This is a genomic window from Kitasatospora sp. HPM-01-4 (assembly GCF_051374625.1).
GTDB lineage: Bacteria > Actinomycetota > Actinomycetes > Streptomycetales > Streptomycetaceae > Kitasatospora.
This window is the reverse complement of record NZ_JBPQGP010000005.1, coordinates 6521416-6538690: the sequence shown is the minus strand read 5'-3', so window position 1 is coordinate 6538690 and position 17275 is coordinate 6521416. Positions and strand designations below refer to the sequence as shown.

Below are 17275 nucleotides of genomic sequence, written 5' to 3'. Positions count from 1 at the left end.
GCCGCGCACCCCGAGCTGCGCGGCGATCGGTGTCACCAAGGCGGCCGAGAAGCGGCACTCCCCGTTCTGGGCTTGGTGGATCGGGACGTGGATCACGGGACGCGGGAGAGGGAGCGGCCACCCGCATGTGCTTTCGGGGCACAGCAGATCACCGTCGCCGGTGAGGACCGCGACGGCTCCCCAGCTCTCTGTGATCTCCGGGCGCCTCGTGTACATTCCGCCGGTCGGGATAGGGCGGCTTCTCCAGGTTCGCCGCCGTCTGACTGGAGAATCCGCCGACGACGCCGATCTCGGTGTAGAGCGCGCCCTGGGCCCGCGCGGTGCGAACCGCCGCCCTCAGTATCAGGTCCAGCCGCACCTCCAGCTGCCGCTTCAGGTCGGCCGCCTGGCGCACCTGTTCCAAGGCATCGTTCAACGACTCCACCGCTTCGACTTTCAGGTCTGACGATTGGCGGCCCGACCGGCCCATCAGGGGGGATGGGCGGCCGGCCGGGGCTTGGGTCCCGCTGTGCCGGTATGCCTACGGAGCTGCGGCGGGAGCATGGGGGTCCCGCCCTGCCGACCGGTCGGCAGGGCGCGAGGGTGCGTGCGTTGCGCCAAGCTGGCGGCAGCTCAGCCGATCAGTGCCTCGCGGACCGTTTCGGCGGTTCCGGAGAGGTCGGCTTGATCCAAGTAGGAGATCAACGCCTTCCGCACCTCGTGGAGCGTGTGGGGGAGGCTTTCCGGGCCCAGTGCGGCGGGTGGGATGCCGATACGGAAGTCCCGTTGGGTGAGTGCGGTGGTGACGATCGCGCTGGCCAGGTCGAGGGCGATGCGTTCGCGCAGTGCGAAGGTCAGGTGGAAGCTGGTTTCCTCTCCGATGCAGTGGGGGCTGTGGACCCAGCCTCGGGGGAGGACCAGGGTGTCGCCGGGGCCGAGGTCGTAGACCGCGTACGGCTCGGTGGCGTCCCATCGGTCTTGCATCTCCTGGGTCCACATGACCGGTGAGTCCAGGTAGGTGTCGATCGGCAGGTCGACTTCCGGCCGCCAGACGGGCCACCGCTTGTGCCCGTGCATCTGGGTGACGACGGCGGTGAACTGGTCCCAGTGGTGGGTGAGCCCCCGCCGGCCGGGCGGGGTGATGATCGCGGAGACGTACAGCGAATAGCCGGTCTCGTGCCGGATCGTGCGGCACAGCTCGGCGAGGTAGGGCACCGTGCGCTGCATCTCGCGGAGGTTGACGGTGTGGCCGTCGTTGAAGAGTGCACGGAGTTTGCCGGGTGTCATCTGGCCGTCCCTGGAGAACCGGCCGGGGTGGACGGCGCCGCCGTCCTTCACGGCGGCGGTGAACGCCGGGGTCACGAGGCCATGGTCGATGTGGCTGTCCATGAGCTGGAGCGTGATCTTCTCGTCCAGCTCGGAGCCGGTCCGGCGGTAGAGCCGCGGCTCAGTCGGACATTCGCGCAGCAGCGCCTCGGCGCCCGGACCCAGCAGCGTGGTGAGGGACATGCGGTGGTCTCTTTCATCCGAGCGGGCAGGGGATGTCGGGGTGGAAGGGGAGGTTGGGGCAGTTGACCACCGCGTAGCTGGTCAGCCGGTCGCCCGTGATGTAGTAGCACCACACGGCATCGGTACGGTGCGAGAGCGCCACCCGCGCGTGGTGGGTCCTGGCTTCCAGGCCGCAGTCGACCGCACGGCCGTCCGGACGCGGTGCGGGCGGGTGTTTCCGGTAGGTCTCGGTGAGCCAGTCCACCGCCGGGTCCGCGTCCTTCCAGGTCCGGTCGGCGAGACCGGCGGGGCGGCGCAGGAGGTAGTGGCCGGTGCGCATGGGCGGGATGGTGCGCCGCTCGAAGGAGACGAAGCACTCGGGGTCCGGGTTCTTGAGCGTCCTGACCCATGCGGGGTCGAGCGGGGTGGGCCGGCGCAGGTACTCGGTGTGGTAGGCGGGGCTGGTCCCGGTCCAGGGGCCGTACCCGTGCCAGTGGCCGGAGAAGTCCACGGGTTATCCTCCAGAGAGTGGAGGCACCTGCCCCAACTACACCTTGGGACAGGTGCCTTCCTGCTATTTCGGGGGTGGGTCAGCCTAGGGCGTCAGAGGGCCAGACCCCGGGACGTCACCCAGCTGCGGGCGAAGGCGTCCAGCTCGGCCGCCTCGAACCGCAGTTCGCGGCCGGCCCCCTCCGACTTGGTGTCACGGAGCACGTAGCCGTCCGCCGTACCGGGGATGGCGGCCAGGTCGACGCAGGTCTCGCTTTCGCTGTCGAGGTTGCCGCCACACTGACGCGCGAACACCGCGCCGTCGATCGCCAGCTCGTACAGGTTGGACATGACTTCCTCCAACAGAGTTGGTGGTGTTCCGCCCGGCCGGCTGACCAGTCGGATGGTGCGACCCGCCCCGGGCGCACCGGCGCGGGAGTCATTGGGGTAGCCGATCAGCACCGCCGCGCGGACATGAGCAGGACGGCGGCCAGGCTGGCGACCTCGCGGTACTCAGCCTGCGGATCGTCGGCGGGCATCGTCACGACGGCTCTTCCTTCGGCACCATCAGCCAGGGCGTGACCGCGACGTGGGCGTACGACCGGTGGCCTTGCTGTTCCTTGATGTGCTCGAAGGGCCAGCGTTGCGCCGTTTTGAAGTCGGTGCAGGTCGGACCTTCGGCGCCGCATGGCTTGCCATCCTCGTCCTCCCCGCAACACCAGTACATGTGCTGGATCGGGGGCGCGTCCGGCTCACGGTCCGGCGTCAGAGTCCAGTCGAGGAAGCGGAAGAACTTAGACCGACCGGCAAATGGATCACTTGAGGCGGCGTGTGGTGGGACGGTCGCCCCACCGGTAGCGGGTGGTGGCGCGGCGGATCAGCATGCGGAGTGTGACGAGTGCAGCGGCCAGGTGGAGATAGAACTCGACGACCGCGCCGTTCCTCTCGGTACAGTGCCGCAGCTTGCCGTAGCCGTTCATCCACGAGTGCGTTCGTTCCACGGTCCACCGCTTGCCGGCCTGGATCGGGGCGGGTACGCCCTTGCGGGCGATCTCACCGGTGAAGCCCAACTCCCGAAGCAGAGTTCGGGACTTGTTGTTGTCGTAGCCCCGGTCGAGGTTGACATTCACGTCCTGAGGAAGGGGCCCGACCTGCCCGATGGCGGCCTCGAGGGTTGGTCCGAGAAGAGGCGAGTCGTGGCGGTTGGCCCCCGCGGCGACCAGGCCGAGCGGGACGCCGTGGGCCTCGGTGGCGATCGAGCGTTTCAGGCCCTGCTTTCCGCGGTCGACCGGGGACCGGCCCGCACGCTCGCCGCCGCACGGGGCCTTGGTGATGCAGCCGTCGACGGATATCTCGGACAGTTCCAGGCCGATCATGCGGTCGTACGCCTGGAGCGCGAGAGCGTGGACGGCCTCGGAAATGCCTTGTTCCGCCCATTCCTTGAGTCTTCGACGGATGGTGCGGTCCGAGCATCCGGGGCTGGAGAGGCGCTCGTAGCCCGAGCCGTGGACCAGTGCGAGTACCACGTGTTCGAACACGGTCCGGTCGGGGACTCTGCGGCGGTGGCAGCCGAGTGGGTGGCCCACAGCGAACTCCGGTCGTGTGGGCAGGAGTGCGGCGAATTGGTCCCAGAGGGGTTCGAGCAGGCAAGATGGCAGCGCGGGCACGGCTGTCCTTCGTGATCACTGAGCGTAGAGAACTCCATGATCGCGTGGACCCGTGCCCGTTCTGCCGTCCGGGCCACCTCGCCAGCACCTATTGCCGGTCGGTCTTACGGGGCATGAAGCTGCTGCTCTTTCAGGCGGCTGAAGTTGCTCAGCTGGTAGGCGCCCTTGTCGGGGCAGTTGGGGGATCCGCACTCGCAGAACGGGAAGCCGCTCGGGACGCCTCGGCGCGCGAGCATCCAGTCGGCTTCGGCTGGGTCGTAGTCGTCCAGCGGACGCCACCCATCCGGCGGCCGGACCCGCCGACGCCGCTCGGCTTTGTACTCCTCGTAGGTCTTCGCGACGCTCATCGACCCTGCACCACGCAGGAGATGCAGCGGCCTCGGTCACGCACCACCAGGTCGCTGACCCGCTCGGGAGGCGCCACGGAGTCAAAGTGCAGCGGCACATTCTCGGCCCCACAGGTTCGGCACGACAGGACTTCCTGTCGGCCGCCCACTGGCTCAGCCTCCACCGCTGCCTGCTGCCGTTCAGTCGATACGGGCATGCGTCCCTCCGGACTCCTGATCAGGTCTTGGTGGATGGCAGGAAGATCCGAAACGGGCTTGCCATATCTGCAAGGAGACGCAGGCTTTGCCATCACCAGAACGGTAGGAGTGTCAGCAGGACCCTCTCAACGAGTGTGCGCAAACTTGCACGCGTTCACCCGAGAGCGTCGATAGCCGATGTGATCAGCGTTCGCGCCTGCGTCCCGTACACCGCGAGATCGGCCAGTTCAGCGAACGCTCGTGCGTATTCTTGAACCTCTTGGGGCTGGGTCACCGTCAGGTGTGCGGACACGAGCTCTACATTGACCTGCGCATCGTCGTACATGGTGAACGATTCCACCGGCCACCCCGCGCCGCGAGGCACACCGAGAGGGACAATGCCGAGGCTCACCGACGGCAGAGAAGCCACGGCAATCAGATGACCCAGTTGGCCAGCCATCACGTCGGAGCTACCGATCAAGGTTCGGAGCACCCATTCTTCAATGAGCATTGCGAACCGGTGGTTGCCGGAAGTTAGGATTCGCTGCCGTTCCATACGCACGGCGACCGCCGCGTCCACGTCGTTCGGAACGCTACGCAAGGCAACGATCGTGTCCAGGACTGCCCTCGTGTAGCCCGCGGTTTGCAGTAACCCAGGGATCACCCATGACTGGTAGGTTCGAAACCGGTGCGTTCGCTCGAACAGTGGTAGTACCGCTTCCTGGGCGCGTTTCAGCCCAGGACGTTCCAGGCGACGCCACTCGATGTACGCTCCCTCGATGCCCCTAGCGGTTGCGATGAGGTCCTGCTCCTGGTCCTGGGCCCCGCAGTGCAGGGCCCAGGACCGGATGTCCGCGTCCGACGGAGCCGTCTTCCCGTGCTCGATTCGCGAGCATTTCGACTCGTGCCAGCCCGCCATGTGTGCGAGGGCCCTGGCCGTCATGCCAGCGTCCCTGCGGATCTCACGCAGGCGCAGACCCAAGGCCGCTCGGGCCTGCTGAACGCTGGAGGACGCGGAAGAGGTAGACATGGGGACCGTATGTTCTCGGGTCAGGCTGGTTGGTACTCCTCGTGCGGGACAGCACGTTCCCACACGGCTTCGAAGGCAGAGGCGCACAGCTTGATCACGGCCGGTTCAGTGGTGAGCTCGTGGCCGGTGAAGTTGCCATCACCATCGAAGTGGTTGAGCAGAATCAGCTCGCCGTCAAACAGCCAGAAGTCGTTTCCCGGCAAGGCGAAGTCGGTGGCACTACGCCGAGGCAGCCAACGAATCTGTTCGCCAGCTGCGATATTGCCGACGCTGACCTCGTACTCGAACCGGACGTAGTCACTGATCGGCTCTGAGACGATGCGCGCTCGCCGAACCCCGACTCCCCGGCGGATTGTGCGTGCCATCAGGGTGAGCCACGGGCTTCGCTCAATGTCGGTCTCGTCACCGAGCGTACCGTTTTGCCAGGCGATGAATTTCGGGTCGTCGCGCATGTAACCGTCGCGCATCTCCAGGTGTACGGCCGAGCGCTGGCAGCGCCCGAACAGCTCCTCGAATGTCGGCTCAGCTGTCACCGTTCACCTCCGGGAGGAACTGGATCATGCGCTTGGGCCACTCGATGACCGTCTCGTGGTCGGGGATGTCCATCTGGGCGAGGCGCTCGGGGTCGGTGACCTTCCACCCCTGCATGACGTAGGTGTCCTTGACATCGTCGTAGTAGAGGGTCGGCGACTTGCCCTCCGGGCTGTTCGGATCCTTGCCAAGCATGTGCAGTGCCATGATGACCTCCAGCTACGGAGCGGACGATGTCTGTGATCAGGCTTGCCTGTCGGGGTGTCGAAGCGCCAGGTCCTTGCAGGAACTTGCACGAACCGTAGCGTGGCGATGATCGGCCATGGGACTGAACGACAAAGTCGCCCCACCCGGCCGGAGCCGGGCGGGGCGTTCTGCTCACGGGCGTATGAGGGCGATCGCGGAGAGGACCAGGGCGCCGAGGCCGGTCAGCGCGGCGACCGCCGGCAGGGGCCACCGGCTGCGCTCCAACCGGTCAACGCGCTGGTCCAGGTCGCGCAGGCGCCCGTCGGACTGGTCGCCGCGCTGAAGCACGAGACCGAGCTGGCCAAGGTCTCGGCGAAGCCCACCGATCTTGAAGCCGTCAAGAAACGGCACGCCGGAGGGGCAGAAGCCCTCCCGGTGTCGACGTCCACTGCATCACGCGGCGGCAGCCCGGAGACTGACGCCACTTCACGTCGGGTGACCCGCAGATTGACTCGGCGTCGACCAAGGCCATGCATCCCGGTTCGGATCGCCCGATGAGAGCGGGTGATACGAACCGGGATTCAGGAGACCGGCCGGCAGGCCTGCTTCACCGGCCGACCGGGCTTTCGAAGTCGCCGCCGATCACCAGGAGTTGTCGTCGACGAGGGCAACCGCGTGACCGGCCGACGCCGCCACGGATCCGGCCGGCGTAGCCACGTCACCCCAGCTCGTGTCGGCCACGGTCGCCTGCTTCACGGTGTCCGTGGTGGCGCCGGTCAACACGGCGACGGTTGCCGCGAAACCTGCCAGGACGACTGCGATACGGGTGCGAGACATCGGTGTACCTCTTACTACTCGGAAGGCGAGTTCGGGGCCAGGCAATGATCTTGCTTCGGCGTGAACCAGTGTTCGCATTCGCGGCTCTCTTTTCAAGCGTTTCAGCACAGTTGCCGCTCGACCGATGAGGCGGCCGGACAGTCCGGCGGCGCGGAGCCTTCGGGGGAGCTCCGCGCCGCCGTCGCCCGTTGTCAGTTCGCGGTCTCGGTGTTGATCCAGTCCAGGTATCCGGTGGAGCCGGTCACCACCGGTACGCCGATGATCTCCGGGGTGTCGTAACCGTGGTGCTCGCCGATGAACGCGGCGAGCCGGTCGGAGAGATCGGCGCGGGTCTTGAAGTCGATGCGCCACTCGTCGCCGGACCGCACCTCGCCCTCCCACCAGTACACGGAGCCGATCGCGTACACCTGCGCGCACGCCGCCAGGCGCTCGCCGACCACCTTGGCGGCCAGCTCGCGGGCCTTGGCCTCGTCGTCGTGGGTGGTCGTCACCACGATGAAGTCACGGTTCGTCATGGCCCGAGGGTAGAACGGGCCAGTGGACCGCGGACCCGACTCCGCCCGGCCGGGAACGGCGCCGCTGCTCGGGCTGGGCCCGGCTCACCGGAGTTCGAGGCGGATGGGGCCTTATGGTGGGAGACCGTCGGAGCAGGTCGCGAGGAGGAAGAGCAGATGGCGGAGGCACGGGCGCGCCGGGCCGCGCGGCCGCGCGAGGAGGTGTTCGCCGCCGCTCGGGCCGCGATCGCGGAGCACGGCCTCGCCAAGCTCACCATGGCCGGGCTCGGCAGACAGCTCCAGATGAGCGCCGGGCATCTCCTCTACTACTTCGGCAGCAAGGACCAGTTGCTGCTGGAGACCCTGCGCTGGAGCGAGGAGCAGTTGGGCGTACGCCGCCACGCCGCGCTCGGCCGTGACGGCGGTGACAGTCGTGACGGCGGTCGCGGTGGCGGCGATGTGTGGGCGCGGCTCGCCGCGTACACGGAGCTGTACCTGCCGGAGGGGCCCGGGGATCCGCGCTGGATCCTCTGGCTCGAGGTGTGGGGCCGCTCGCCGGCGAGCGCGGAGATCCGGCAGGGGCAACTGGAGATCGAGGCGCCCTGGCAGGCCGACCTGGTCGCGCTGATCGAGGAAGGCGTGGCGGCGGGCGAGTTCACGGCGGACCGGGCGCACGACCGGGCCGTCCAGATCCGCGCGCTGCTGGACGGCTTCGCCGTGCCGATCGCGATCGGGCTCCCCGGGGCGAACCGGGAGGAGGCCGCCGCGCAGGTCGCGTCCGTCGCGGCGGCCCTGCTGGGGAGGGAACGCTGACCTGCGGCGCGAGTCGGTCCGTCACTCGGTCCAGAGGGCCGCCGCCGTACGGTCGTCGGCGTAGCCCTTGGCTCGCACCTGGACCTGGCGGAGGAAGTCGACCGTGCCCGGCGGGTGCGGGTGGGCCCAGTGGCTCGACAGGAAGTGCGCGACGGCCGGTTCCTCGGCGATCGGCTCAGCCAGGCCCGGTGAGCAGAGCAGCAGGATGTCTCCCGGGGTCGCCGGGACGAGCCGGAAGCGGAACGGGCGCGGCGGGGCCTCCGAGGGCTGCGGTACGGACTCGCGGCCGTCGGGGTGGTGCAGCAGCCTGGCACCGTACGCGTCGATCCAGTGGCCGGAACGCAGCAGGTAGAGGCCGCCCGGTCCGGTACCGAACGCGGCCCGATGGGTGGCCTCCGGGTCCAGCGAGAACAGCAGGCAGTGCAACGAACCGGCGTCGGCCGACCCAGCGGCCCGCTCCGCACCTTCGGTGGCGGATTCGGACCGGGCTTCCGCGGTCGGCGAGGCCGACGCTTCCTCAGCTCGGAGGGGAGCAGCCGCGCGGGCGGTGAGGCGTTGCAGGCCGTAGCGGAGGCGGTCGCGGGCGCCGGCGCGGAGGTCGGCGGCGAGTTCGGGTCGGCTGCGGCCGATCGCGGCGGCAAGCTGGCGGCACGCCTCGGCAGCGCTCGCGGCGGACTGCGGCCGCGAGCGGCCGGGCGCGGCGAGCACCGCCAGCAGCAGGCCCTCCTCACCCTCGCCGAACCGGGTGACCAGGAGCGAGTCCCTCCTGGGCTCGCCCAGGTAGCGGGCGGAGTCCCCGCGCACGGAGGCGGCCCGAAGCGTCGTCGGACCGTACTGCGCACCCTCGATGACCGTGTCGGGGGCGAGGAGGGCGAGTTCGTCCGGGGAGGCGGCGGGCAGAGTGGTCGGCTCTGGCCCGTAGGTGGGCGGGCGCTCACCGATGTGCGGGACGGGGTGCGGCTGCTGGCTGCGGTACGGCGGGCGGGGCGTCGGCGGGCGGGGCGCGACCTCGGTGGCCTCGGTGGTCGCATCGGCCTCAGTGACCGTGCCGGTCTCGGCGGCTTCGGCGGCCGCGACGGTGGGCGCGGAAACCGGTTCCGAGGGGGTGTGCGGCGCGGGCGCGAGGTCTTCCGACAGGTCCGGCAGCTCTGCTGTCCGCGGCTCGGGTGCCTTCGGGAACCCGCGACCGTCGGCGGACTTGACCAAGGATGGCGGCTCAGGCGCGGACTCAGAGACGGGCGCAGGCGCCGGGGAGGGGAAGGACGCAGGCGCAGGTTCAGTCTCAGGCCCGGCCGCGGGCTCGGTCTCAGACGCGGACTCGGCTTCCAAGCCCTCGGACGGCTGCGGGGCGGTGCGCTGTGCCCCGATCACACCGGCTGCCGAGTCGAACCAGTCGTCGACGGTGACCTCATCGACGGTGGCCTCATCGACGGAGACCTCGTCATCGGTGGCCCCGGCCGGGTTCGGACGATCGCTCACGACCGGTTCCTCGGCCTGCTCCATGGAATCGGCCGCAGCCGTCCGGTCGGTACGGTCCGCCGCCGAGGCGGACGGCTCGGAGTGCGGTTCCCCGCCCCGTGCCTCACCACCCCGGGGCCCCCCAACGGGCGGCTCCCCCGCACGCTGCGTACCCACCAGCGGAACACCCGTCAGCGGAGTACCCGTAAGAGGAGCACCCGTCGGCGGAGCACTCGCCCGCAGCGCCCCGATCATCCCCGCCGCCGTGTCGAACCAGTCGTCGACGCTGCCCTCGTCCGCGGTGGCGCCGGGTGTGTCCGGCAGCGTTCCCGCCGGGCCCTCGTACACCGTGTGCCACCAACCGTCGTCCGGTCGGTGGTGCGGGGGTGCGCCCTGGTTGCTCATCTGGCGGCTCCTCGTCCGTGTACTGCCGTCTGCCGAGCGGGCTGGGGTGCCGGACTCGACGTCATTGTCCCCAAGGAGAACGATGTTGTCCGGGAATCGTGGACAACCGGTCACCCGGTGGGGGCAGTATTCCGGCCACCGCCGCGCCCGATCGGTCCCGGCCTGGCCGGAACTTCCCCCACCAGGGAGGATTCGGCACCGGCTGCGGGCCGTTCAGCCCAAAATGAGGGACCGCAAAGGGCATCGCTTCGCTCGTTCAGCTGATTAATATGTGCGCATGACCGCGCCGGGAGCCACCGCACCACAGCCGGGGAGGGCCAGCAGCACGGGCCGCCCGGCAGGCGCGTTCTTGGTCCTGCTGCTGGTCGGTCTGCTGGCGCTGCTTCCCTGTGCGGGCCGCGCCCAGGCCTCGACGGCCGGCCCCGGGCACCCTCCGGCCACCACCGTGACCGTGGCGCTGCCCGCTTCGCCGACCACCGGCGCGCACCGCACCGCACCGGGCTCCCGTACACCCGGCCCCCGGGCACACGGCGTCACCACCCATGCCCTGCACGGCCTGCCGGTGGACGACGGCCGTCTGCCGCTGACCTGGTGCTCGGTCGACGGTGATCGGCAGATGCCCGGCAGCGGCTGCTCCAGCCACCCGTTCTGCGGCCAGCAGTCCCAGCTGCCGAACGCGCCGCCGCAGCCGGCGGCCGCCGTGCCGACCCAGCTCCTCCCGTCCGGGGCGCTGCCCCGGCCGGCCGCGCTCACCACACTGCTCGGGCCCGACCACGCGCCCGACCTGCATGTGCTCCAGGTCCACCGGTCCTAAGCGGAACCCACCGTCGTCCGGCGCTCCCACGCGACCGGCCGGCGGCTCCGCCATCCCTCCACACCGAATTCCGCCGTGCCCTGACGCGCGGCGGGGACAAGGACACTTCCCATGGGTTCCGCATCGAAGCAGTCGGACAAGCCGGGCAATCAGCAGACAGCGGCCGGCAAGGCCGAAGGGGGCGACCGGCGGGCGAGGATCGCCGAGCTCCGGGCCCAGGAGCAGCGCCGCGACCGCCGCAGCAAGTTCGTCGCGATCGGCGCGGCGAGCGTGCTGGTCGCCTCGATGATCGGTGTCGGCGCGTGGGTCGCGCTGGACGCCAAGTCGAAGCAGGACAGCAAGAGCGCTGCCGCCAAGTCCCCGATCGAGGGCGTGAAGACCTACGACAACCTCTCCCGCAACCATGTGACCACCAAGGTCAACTACCCGCAGACCCCGCCGGTCGGCGGTGACCACAACCCGGTGTGGGCCAACTGCATGGGCACCGTCTACGACAAGCCGGTCGCCAACGAGAACGCCGTGCACTCGCTGGAGCACGGCGCGGTCTGGGTCACCTACAACGCCAAGGCCTCCGCCGACGACCTCAAGACGCTGTCGGCCAAGGTGAAGGCGACCCCGTACTCGCTGATGAGCCCGTACCCGGAGGAGAAGGGCACCATCACGCTCACCGCCTGGGGCACCCAGCTGATCCTGGACAGCGCCAAGGACCCGCGCGTGGACGAGTTCTTCACCAAGTACGTGCAGGGCCCGCAGACCCAGGAGCCGGGCGCGTCGTGCAGCACCGTCCAGTGACCGGCGCCGGCCCGGCCGAGGGCATGACCGTGGACACTCCCCACCCCGAGGAAGGCGTGGAGACCGTGGAAGCCGTGGAGACGATCGAGAGCATCGAGGTGCCCGCCAAGCCGCGCGGGCGGCGGATGTGGTGGCCGGCCGCGCTGGCCGCCGCCCTGGCGCTCGGGCTGGGGATCCCGGCGCTGATGGCCGGGGGTTCCTCCGCCTCCGGGACGGTGGCGGCCGCGCCCGCGACCGACTCGCCCGAGGCCGGGTTCGCCCGGGACATGGCGACGCACCACCAGCAGGCGATCGACATGTCGTTCATCGTCCGGGACCGCACCCAGGACGCCGCCGTCCGCAACCTGGCCTTCGACATCATCAACACCCAGGCCAACCAGCGCGGGATGCTGATGGGTTGGCTCGACCAGTGGGGGCTGACCCAGAGTTCGACCGCACCGCCGATGGCGTGGATGAAGATGGACCACCCCTACGCGGCGCACGACGGTTCGCTGATGCCGGGCATGGCCACCAACGCCGACCTGGACAAGCTGCGCGGACTCAGCGGTCGGGACGCCGAGATCTACTACCTCCAGCTGATGATCCAGCACCACAAGGGCGGGGTGGAGATGGCCCAGGGCTATGTGGACGTCAGCACCGACCCGGTGGAGAAGCGGCTCGCCCAGAGCATGGTCAACGGGCAGCGCTCCGAGATCGACCTGATCACCGGCATGCTCGCCGAGCGCGGCGCCAAGCCGCTCTCCTGACCTCCGTCAGCTCGGTCGCACCACCCGGAAGGGGTGCGGTGGACTACCGGTCCGCCGCACCCCTTCCGGCTACGGCGGTACACCCTCCGGCTCGGCGGCGCCCCGCCGTCCGCGGCACCTGCGCCGCCACCTGTACGACCTCGCACACGGGCTCCCCGCCGCGCGGCGCCACTACGGGCGTGGCGGCCGGTGAAGCCGCCGGCACGCCCTCCACCAGGTGGGAGGGACGCTTGCGGAGCAGTTCACAGGCCGGGTCGCGCGCATAAGAGGCGCTACGCTGTCCGCCATGCCATCGCTGTCCAACCCCTCTCCTACCTCCTCCGACGCCGCCGTCGCCGGTGGTGAGTCCGCGCTGGAGAAGGCCGCGGCGATCGAGCGTGCCCAGCGACTCACCGATGTGATCACCAGACTGCGCCGGGCGCTGCGCAGCAGCATCCGCACCGAGTACCCGTGGGAATCGCTTCCGATGGCGCAGGTCGAGCTGCTCCAGACACTGGCCGCCGCACCGCTGCGGGTCGGCGAGCTGGCCGCACGCCAGCGGCTGGCCCCGAACACCGTCAGCGGGCTGGTCGGCAAGCTGCTGGAGGCCGGTTTCGTGGACCGCCAGGCCGACCCCGGCGACCGCCGCACCGCCCGGATCGCCCTGACCGAGGCGGGACACCAGCAGCTCAGGGACTGGCAGCGCGCACACGAACGCCGGATGGCCGACGCCCTGGAGAGCCTTACGCAGGCGGATCGAGAGGCCGTCATGGGAGCCATCCCCGGCCTCGAACAGCTCGCCAAGGCCCTGACCGGCCCCGGCGTGCCCGAGGACCGCACCGGCCTCTGACCCTCCACCGGCCGCCGATCCCCGGCTACGAAGAGCCGCGTGCGGCTCTCTCCGGGGCGCGTGGGCGTTTCCCGGGCGCTGAGGGGTGTGCGCGAGCCGCGAGAGCGCGCGGGGGCCGCGCGACCGGGTCGACGCCCGGTCGCACGGCCCCCGCGCTCCCCCGTGAGAACACGGCCCCCGGTGGGCACCCGGCTCTCAGAAGAGGGTGCCGCGTTCGAGCTCCAGCAGCCAGCGCTTGCGTTCGACGCCGGCGGCGAAACCGGTGAGCGAGCCGTTGGCGCCCACCACCCGGTGACAGGGCCGGACCACGAGCAGCGGGTTGGCCCCCACCGCCCCGCCGACCGCCCGGACCGCGCGCGGCGACTGACCGGCGGCCTCCCCCAGCTCGCCGTAGGTGACGGTGGTGCCGTACGGGATGTCGTCCAGGGCACGCCAGATCCGCTGCCGGAACTCCGTACCGACCGGCGCCAGCGGCAGGTCGAAGACACTGAGCTCACCGGCGAAATAGGCGCCCAGCTGCTCCACGGCCGGGGCCAGCGCCGGCGCGTCCGGCTCCCAGTCCGGGGCTGGCTCGGCAAGTGCCCCCTTCTGGCCGGGGGCGGTCACCGCGCTCAGCGCGGCCGGCCCGTCGCCGTCCAGGACGCCGCTCAGCAGCAGCACGCCCAGCGGGCTCTCCATGGTCGTGAACACCGTTGTCATGCCTGTTCACCCTTCACACTGTTCGAAGCACTGCCCGGGATCGCCCGGTCCACGGTCCCGGCCGCCGCCACCGCTTCCGGCGAAGCGGTGGACCACAGCCGGTGGATGGCGTACGAGCGCCACGGCGCCCAGACCCGCGCGGCCGCGTCGGCCGCCTTGGGATCGCCCGCCTGCCCGAGGCGGAGCAGCCCGTGTCTGACCCCGGCGTCCGTGGGCAGGAAGACGTCCGGGTCGGCGAGGGCACGCATCCGCACGTAGCCGACGGTCCACGGGCCGATCCCGGGGAGGTCCAGCAGCGTGGCGGCCGCCTGCTCGCGGTCGACGCCGGCGTCCAGCCGTAGCGTGCCGTCGGCCAGTGCGGTGCACAGACCGGTGAGGGCCCGGCGGCGGGACTGCGGCATGGGCAGGTCGCCCGGTTCCGCCCCGGCCAGGGCGGCGGTGTCCGGGAAGAGCACCCGAAGCCCGCCGTCCGGCTCAGCCAGCGGCACACCGTACTTGTCGGCGAGCCGCCCGGCCAGCGTACGCGCGGCGGCGACGGAGATCTGCTGGCCGAGCACCGCCCGGACCGCCAGCTCGTGCGGGTCCACATGGCCGAGCGAGCGGAGCCCCGGGCGGGCCCGGACCAGACCGCCGAGCACCGGGTCGGCGCCGAGCCGGGCGTCCACGGCGTCCGGGTCGGCGTCCAGGTCGAAGAGCGCCCGCAGACGGTACACGGCGGTGGTGAGGTCGCGCAGGTCGGTCAGGCGCAGGCGGCAGTCGAGCCAGCCCCGGCGCCAGTCGGTGTCCGGGCCGAGTTCGTCCACCTCCGCGACGGCGTGGCCGTACGGCAGCGCGAGGGTGCGCCGGTAGGTGCGCACGCCGTTGGGTGCACTGGAGCTCACACCGGTCCGCGTACCGGCCTGCGTGCTGGGGACGATCTCCTCCACGCCGGGGACTGCACGCAGGGTGAGGAAGTCCATCAGGTGTTCGCTGTCCAGGGCTCCCCGGTAGGCGAGGCGAAGACTGATCGTGCCAGGCCGCGCGGCACCCCGGTGGCCGGTCGCCATCTCGGCGCGCAGACCGCTCGGGGTGCGGTCGTAGACCTCGCGGATGGTCTCGTTGAACTGCCGGACCGAGGCGAAGCCCGCCGCGAACGCGATCTCGGTGACCGGCAGTTCGGTGGTCTGGAGCAGCAGGCGGGCGGTCTGGGCGCGCTGTGCCCTGGCGAGCGCGAGCGGCCCGGCTCCGAGTTCGGTGGTCAGCTGGCGCTGCAGCTGGCGTGCGCTGTAGCCGAGGCGGTCGGCGAGTCCGGCGACGCCTTCACGGTCCACCACGCCGTCACCGATCAGCCGCATCGCCCGGCCGACCAGGTCGGCCCGGTGGTTCCACTCGGGCGAGCCGGGTACGGAGTCCGGGCGGCAGCGCCGGCAGGCCCGGTACCCGGCGCCCTGGGCGGCCGCCGCGGTGGGGAAGAAGGTGCAGTTCACCCGCTTCGGGGTCACCGCGGGGCAGCTCGGCCGGCAGTAGATGCCGGTGGTCCTGACGGCAGTGAAGAACACTCCGTCGAAGCGGGCGTCCCGGCTGTCCACGGCTCGGTATCGGGTGTCGTCGTCGATCACGCTGTCCAGTCTGCGCCACCACAGAGGCATCGACTGGCGGAAATCGGACACGGCCGTCGGCGGCCGGACGGACGCCGTGCGGCCGCCCCGCGGTCGGGAGGCGGCCGCACGGCCGAGGTCAGCGGCAGAATTCAGCGGCCGAGGTCAGCGGCAGAATTCGGCGGCAGAGGTCAGCGGCGGGTCGGGCTGTGCGGCCCGCGCATCGTCTTGGCGATGGTCTTGAACCGCTGGAGCCGGGCGGCCGCCAGCCGGGCGTCGGTCCGGGAGGCGTTCCACTCGTTCTCGCGCTGGAGCTTGCGGTAGCTCTCCCAGCGGCGCTGCGACAGCGTGCCGTCGGCGAGCGCGGCCTGCACGGCGCAGCCGGGCTCGGTGTTGTGACCGCAGTCGTGGAAGCGGCAGTCCTCGGCGAGTTCCTCGATCTCGCCGAAGGCCTGCCGCAGGCCGTCACCACCGAACAGGCCGACCCCGCGCAGTCCGGGGGTATCGATGACCACGCCGCCACCGGGCAGCGGGATCAGCTCCCGGGTGGTGGTGGTGTGGCGGCCCTTGCCGTCGCGGTCCCTGATGTGCTGGACGGCCATGGCACCGGTCTCGGTCAGGGCGTTGGTCAGGGTGGACTTGCCGGCGCCGGACTGTCCGATCAGCGCCGTCGAGGCGCCGAGGCAGGCGCGCAGGACGTCCATCCCCTCACCGGTCTCGGCGCTGACCGCCAGGACGGTCACGCCGGGCGCGATCAGTTCGACGTCCGCCTTGATGTGCTCGGCGTCGTCTACCAGGTCGGCCTTGGTGAGGACGACCAGTGGCTCCGCCCCGCTCTCCCAGGCCAGGGCCAGGAAGCGCTCGATCCGGCTGAGGTCGGGTTCGGTGGCGAGCGAGACGGCGATCAGTACGGAGTCGGTGTTGGCCGCCAGCACCTGTCCGTCCGAGCGGCCGCCGGCGCCCTTGCGGACGATCGCGGTGCGGCGCGGCAGCAGCGCCGCCAGGACGGCCATCGGCTCGGCCGTCAGGTCGACGGCCACCCAGTCACCGGTGCACGGGTTGTTGACCGGGTCGGGGTCCAGGACCGGCCGGGAGTCGGCCCGTACGGTCCGCGGCTCGCCCGACGCGGGGTCGGCGAGCACGACGTCACACTGGCCTCGGTCCACCCGTGCGACGCGTGCGGGGGTGAGCCCGGCCTCGGCGAGGGGGGTGAACTCGGCAGCCCACGCCTCGTCCCAGCCGAAGCCGGACAGTGCGGAGGCGTTGGAGGAGTTGTTGTTCAACGGGGGTGACCCTTCAGGGAAAAGGGTGGCCCCGGCCGCGCGCGGTTCGACGCCGGAGCGTCAGCGCCTGGGTGTGCGAGCGGGTCGGCCGGAGACCACGGAGGTAGGAACGCCGGTCTTCTTGGCACGGGCAACGCGCCGGACAATGACAGCCACCACGGTCGCCACCTCCCTCTTGATCTCGACAGCCGACGGCACGGCCCCCGACGGGCCGTTCCTGACGACGTCACCGTAGTCACGGCGGTCCCGGGCCGCCACCGGTTTTCGGCCCGGTGCGGCCACGGGCAGCGGTCTGGCTGTAACTCCCCTGGTACGACGGCTCGGTGACGCCGTCACGGGCCTCGGCCGGGTCAGTTCTCCCCCGCGGCCTGGAACAGGTGGTACCGCTCGCCGACCGCGGCGACGTGGGTCAGGCCCTCCTGCTCCGCTGGGGGCGGCAGTGTCCCGGGCTCGGCCCGCTGTCCGGCCTCCAGGAAGAAGCGGTCCACGCCCGAGGGAGTGAAGAGCAGCAGCCGGCGCGCGGCCTGCGACGACTCGACCGGGAAAGACCGACCGGTTCGCCGGCGGACGAAAAACGCGGACCCGTCGGCGACGATTTCGCCGACAGGTCCGCGTACAGCTGATTTCTGTTCAG

22 protein-coding genes and 1 pseudogene are annotated in these 17275 nt (G+C 70.8%); 5 read left to right on the top strand and 18 right to left on the bottom strand.

Annotated elements, in window-relative coordinates; genetic code table 11:
* Positions 1 to 148: 148 nt before the first annotated feature.
* From ACSMTC_RS28575 to cutA, 13 genes and pseudogenes are all read right to left on the bottom strand, one after another.
* Positions 149 to 424, bottom strand: coding sequence for a hypothetical protein (locus tag ACSMTC_RS28575; RefSeq protein WP_436562585.1), 276 nt, complete (start codon positions 422 to 424; stop codon positions 149 to 151).
* A 188-nt stretch (positions 425 to 612) separates the two neighbouring features.
* Complete coding sequence (locus ACSMTC_RS28570) at positions 613 to 1488, bottom strand: JmjC domain-containing protein (RefSeq protein ID WP_436562584.1); 876 nt, start codon at positions 1486 to 1488, stop codon at positions 613 to 615.
* A 13-nt stretch (positions 1489 to 1501) separates the two neighbouring features.
* Positions 1502 to 1978 (bottom strand): hypothetical protein, encoded by a 477-nt coding sequence (locus tag ACSMTC_RS28565; protein WP_436562583.1) that lies wholly within the window; start codon positions 1976 to 1978, stop codon positions 1502 to 1504.
* Positions 1979 to 2070: 92 nt separating this feature from the next.
* A complete protein-coding gene (locus ACSMTC_RS28560) occupies positions 2071 to 2307 on the bottom strand; it encodes a DUF397 domain-containing protein (RefSeq protein ID WP_436562582.1) in 237 nt (78 codons plus the stop codon).
* A 190-nt stretch (positions 2308 to 2497) separates the two neighbouring features.
* Positions 2498 to 2743 (bottom strand): annotated as a pseudogene (locus ACSMTC_RS28555) (DUF7848 domain-containing protein); the annotation flags it as partial.
* 28 nt (positions 2744 to 2771) lie between these two features.
* Positions 2772 to 3623: an IS5 family transposase gene (locus ACSMTC_RS28550; protein WP_436562114.1), complete on the bottom strand. Its 852-nt coding sequence runs from the start codon at positions 3621 to 3623 to the stop codon at positions 2772 to 2774.
* Between the two features lie 104 nt (positions 3624 to 3727).
* Positions 3728 to 3970 (bottom strand): hypothetical protein, encoded by a 243-nt coding sequence (locus ACSMTC_RS28545; RefSeq protein ID WP_436562581.1) that lies wholly within the window; start codon positions 3968 to 3970, stop codon positions 3728 to 3730.
* 352 nt (positions 3971 to 4322) lie between these two features.
* Positions 4323 to 5177 (bottom strand): helix-turn-helix domain-containing protein, encoded by an 855-nt coding sequence (locus ACSMTC_RS28540; RefSeq protein WP_436562580.1) that lies wholly within the window; start codon positions 5175 to 5177, stop codon positions 4323 to 4325.
* Positions 5178 to 5197: 20 nt separating this feature from the next.
* Positions 5198 to 5710 carry a DUF6879 family protein gene (locus tag ACSMTC_RS28535; RefSeq protein WP_436562579.1) on the bottom strand — a complete coding sequence of 171 codons (513 nt, stop codon included), beginning with the start codon at positions 5708 to 5710 and terminating at the stop codon, positions 5198 to 5200.
* Positions 5700 to 5915, bottom strand: a complete 216-nt coding sequence (locus ACSMTC_RS28530; protein ID WP_436562578.1) for a hypothetical protein — start codon at positions 5913 to 5915, stop codon at positions 5700 to 5702. The genes ACSMTC_RS28535 and ACSMTC_RS28530 overlap by 11 nt, the downstream gene beginning before the upstream one ends.
* Positions 5916 to 6086: 171 nt before the next feature.
* A complete protein-coding gene (locus ACSMTC_RS28525) occupies positions 6087 to 6242 on the bottom strand; it encodes a hypothetical protein (protein WP_436562577.1) in 156 nt (51 codons plus the stop codon).
* Between the two features lie 294 nt (positions 6243 to 6536).
* Positions 6537 to 6731, bottom strand: coding sequence for a hypothetical protein (locus ACSMTC_RS28520; protein ID WP_436562576.1), 195 nt, complete (start codon positions 6729 to 6731; stop codon positions 6537 to 6539).
* Between the two features lie 191 nt (positions 6732 to 6922).
* Positions 6923 to 7246 (bottom strand): divalent-cation tolerance protein CutA, encoded by a 324-nt coding sequence (gene cutA / locus ACSMTC_RS28515; protein WP_436562575.1) that lies wholly within the window; start codon positions 7244 to 7246, stop codon positions 6923 to 6925.
* A gap of 156 nt (positions 7247 to 7402) precedes the next feature.
* Between cutA and ACSMTC_RS28510 the strand changes: the two genes are divergently transcribed.
* Complete coding sequence (locus ACSMTC_RS28510) at positions 7403 to 8038, top strand: TetR/AcrR family transcriptional regulator (protein ID WP_436562574.1); 636 nt, start codon at positions 7403 to 7405, stop codon at positions 8036 to 8038.
* Between the two features lie 21 nt (positions 8039 to 8059).
* On the opposite strand, the gene ACSMTC_RS28505 is transcribed toward ACSMTC_RS28510, so the two are convergent.
* Positions 8060 to 9244, bottom strand: a complete 1185-nt coding sequence (locus ACSMTC_RS28505) for a PP2C family serine/threonine-protein phosphatase (protein ID WP_436562573.1) — start codon at positions 9242 to 9244, stop codon at positions 8060 to 8062.
* 934 nt (positions 9245 to 10178) lie between these two features.
* On the opposite strand from ACSMTC_RS28505, the gene ACSMTC_RS28500 reads away from it, so the two are divergent.
* From ACSMTC_RS28500 to ACSMTC_RS28485, 4 genes are all read left to right on the top strand, one after another.
* Positions 10179 to 10715, top strand: coding sequence for a hypothetical protein (locus tag ACSMTC_RS28500; protein WP_436562572.1), 537 nt, complete (start codon positions 10179 to 10181; stop codon positions 10713 to 10715).
* A gap of 111 nt (positions 10716 to 10826) precedes the next feature.
* Positions 10827 to 11507: a DUF3105 domain-containing protein gene (locus ACSMTC_RS28495; protein ID WP_436562571.1), complete on the top strand. Its 681-nt coding sequence runs from the start codon at positions 10827 to 10829 to the stop codon at positions 11505 to 11507.
* 125 nt (positions 11508 to 11632) lie between these two features.
* On the top strand, positions 11633 to 12253 hold the full coding sequence (locus ACSMTC_RS28490) for a DUF305 domain-containing protein (protein WP_436564839.1): 621 nt from the start codon (positions 11633 to 11635) through the stop codon (positions 12251 to 12253).
* Positions 12254 to 12539: 286 nt separating this feature from the next.
* Positions 12540 to 13082 (top strand): MarR family winged helix-turn-helix transcriptional regulator, encoded by a 543-nt coding sequence (locus ACSMTC_RS28485; protein WP_436562570.1) that lies wholly within the window; start codon positions 12540 to 12542, stop codon positions 13080 to 13082.
* A gap of 195 nt (positions 13083 to 13277) precedes the next feature.
* Here ACSMTC_RS28485 and ACSMTC_RS28480 read toward each other — a convergent pair whose 3' ends face one another.
* The 4 genes from ACSMTC_RS28480 to ACSMTC_RS28465 form a co-directional block, all read right to left on the bottom strand.
* On the bottom strand, positions 13278 to 13781 hold the full coding sequence (locus ACSMTC_RS28480; RefSeq protein WP_436562569.1) for a methylated-DNA--[protein]-cysteine S-methyltransferase: 504 nt from the start codon (positions 13779 to 13781) through the stop codon (positions 13278 to 13280).
* On the bottom strand, positions 13778 to 15409 hold the full coding sequence (locus ACSMTC_RS28475; protein WP_436562568.1) for a DNA-3-methyladenine glycosylase 2 family protein: 1632 nt from the start codon (positions 15407 to 15409) through the stop codon (positions 13778 to 13780). Before ACSMTC_RS28475 ends, ACSMTC_RS28480 begins: the two co-directional genes overlap by 4 nt.
* 140 nt (positions 15410 to 15549) lie before the next feature.
* Positions 15550 to 16641 carry a ribosome small subunit-dependent GTPase A gene (gene rsgA / locus ACSMTC_RS28470; RefSeq protein ID WP_436562567.1) on the bottom strand — a complete coding sequence of 364 codons (1092 nt, stop codon included), beginning with the start codon at positions 16639 to 16641 and terminating at the stop codon, positions 15550 to 15552.
* A 350-nt stretch (positions 16642 to 16991) separates the two neighbouring features.
* Positions 16992 to 17129 (bottom strand): hypothetical protein, encoded by a 138-nt coding sequence (locus ACSMTC_RS28465; RefSeq protein ID WP_436562566.1) that lies wholly within the window; start codon positions 17127 to 17129, stop codon positions 16992 to 16994.
* Positions 17130 to 17275: the final 146 nt, after the last annotated feature.

Bases quoted from the DNA above. Each gene is read 5' to 3' on its own strand.
- ACSMTC_RS28490 (WP_436564839.1), top strand. From the start codon at position 11,633: ATGTGGTGGCCGGCCGCGCTGGCCGCCGCCCTGGCGCTCGGGCTGGGG.
- cutA (WP_436562575.1), bottom strand. From the start codon at position 7,246: ATGACGAACCGTGACTTCATCGTGGTGACGACCACCCACGACGACGAG.
- ACSMTC_RS28540 (WP_436562580.1), bottom strand. From the start codon at position 5,177: ATGTCTACCTCTTCCGCGTCCTCCAGCGTTCAGCAGGCCCGAGCGGCC.
- ACSMTC_RS28530 (WP_436562578.1), bottom strand. From the start codon at position 5,915: ATGGCACTGCACATGCTTGGCAAGGATCCGAACAGCCCGGAGGGCAAG.
- ACSMTC_RS28545 (WP_436562581.1), bottom strand. From the start codon at position 3,970: ATGAGCGTCGCGAAGACCTACGAGGAGTACAAAGCCGAGCGGCGTCGG.
- ACSMTC_RS28510 (WP_436562574.1), top strand. From the start codon at position 7,403: ATGGCGGAGGCACGGGCGCGCCGGGCCGCGCGGCCGCGCGAGGAGGTG.
- ACSMTC_RS28560 (WP_436562582.1), bottom strand. From the start codon at position 2,307: ATGTCCAACCTGTACGAGCTGGCGATCGACGGCGCGGTGTTCGCGCGT.
- ACSMTC_RS28520 (WP_436562576.1), bottom strand. From the start codon at position 6,731: ATGTCTCGCACCCGTATCGCAGTCGTCCTGGCAGGTTTCGCGGCAACC.
- ACSMTC_RS28570 (WP_436562584.1), bottom strand. From the start codon at position 1,488: ATGTCCCTCACCACGCTGCTGGGTCCGGGCGCCGAGGCGCTGCTGCGC.
- ACSMTC_RS28495 (WP_436562571.1), top strand. From the start codon at position 10,827: ATGGGTTCCGCATCGAAGCAGTCGGACAAGCCGGGCAATCAGCAGACA.
- ACSMTC_RS28500 (WP_436562572.1), top strand. From the start codon at position 10,179: ATGACCGCGCCGGGAGCCACCGCACCACAGCCGGGGAGGGCCAGCAGC.
- ACSMTC_RS28485 (WP_436562570.1), top strand. From the start codon at position 12,540: ATGCCATCGCTGTCCAACCCCTCTCCTACCTCCTCCGACGCCGCCGTC.
- ACSMTC_RS28480 (WP_436562569.1), bottom strand. From the start codon at position 13,781: ATGACAACGGTGTTCACGACCATGGAGAGCCCGCTGGGCGTGCTGCTG.
- ACSMTC_RS28475 (WP_436562568.1), bottom strand. From the start codon at position 15,409: ATGCCTCTGTGGTGGCGCAGACTGGACAGCGTGATCGACGACGACACC.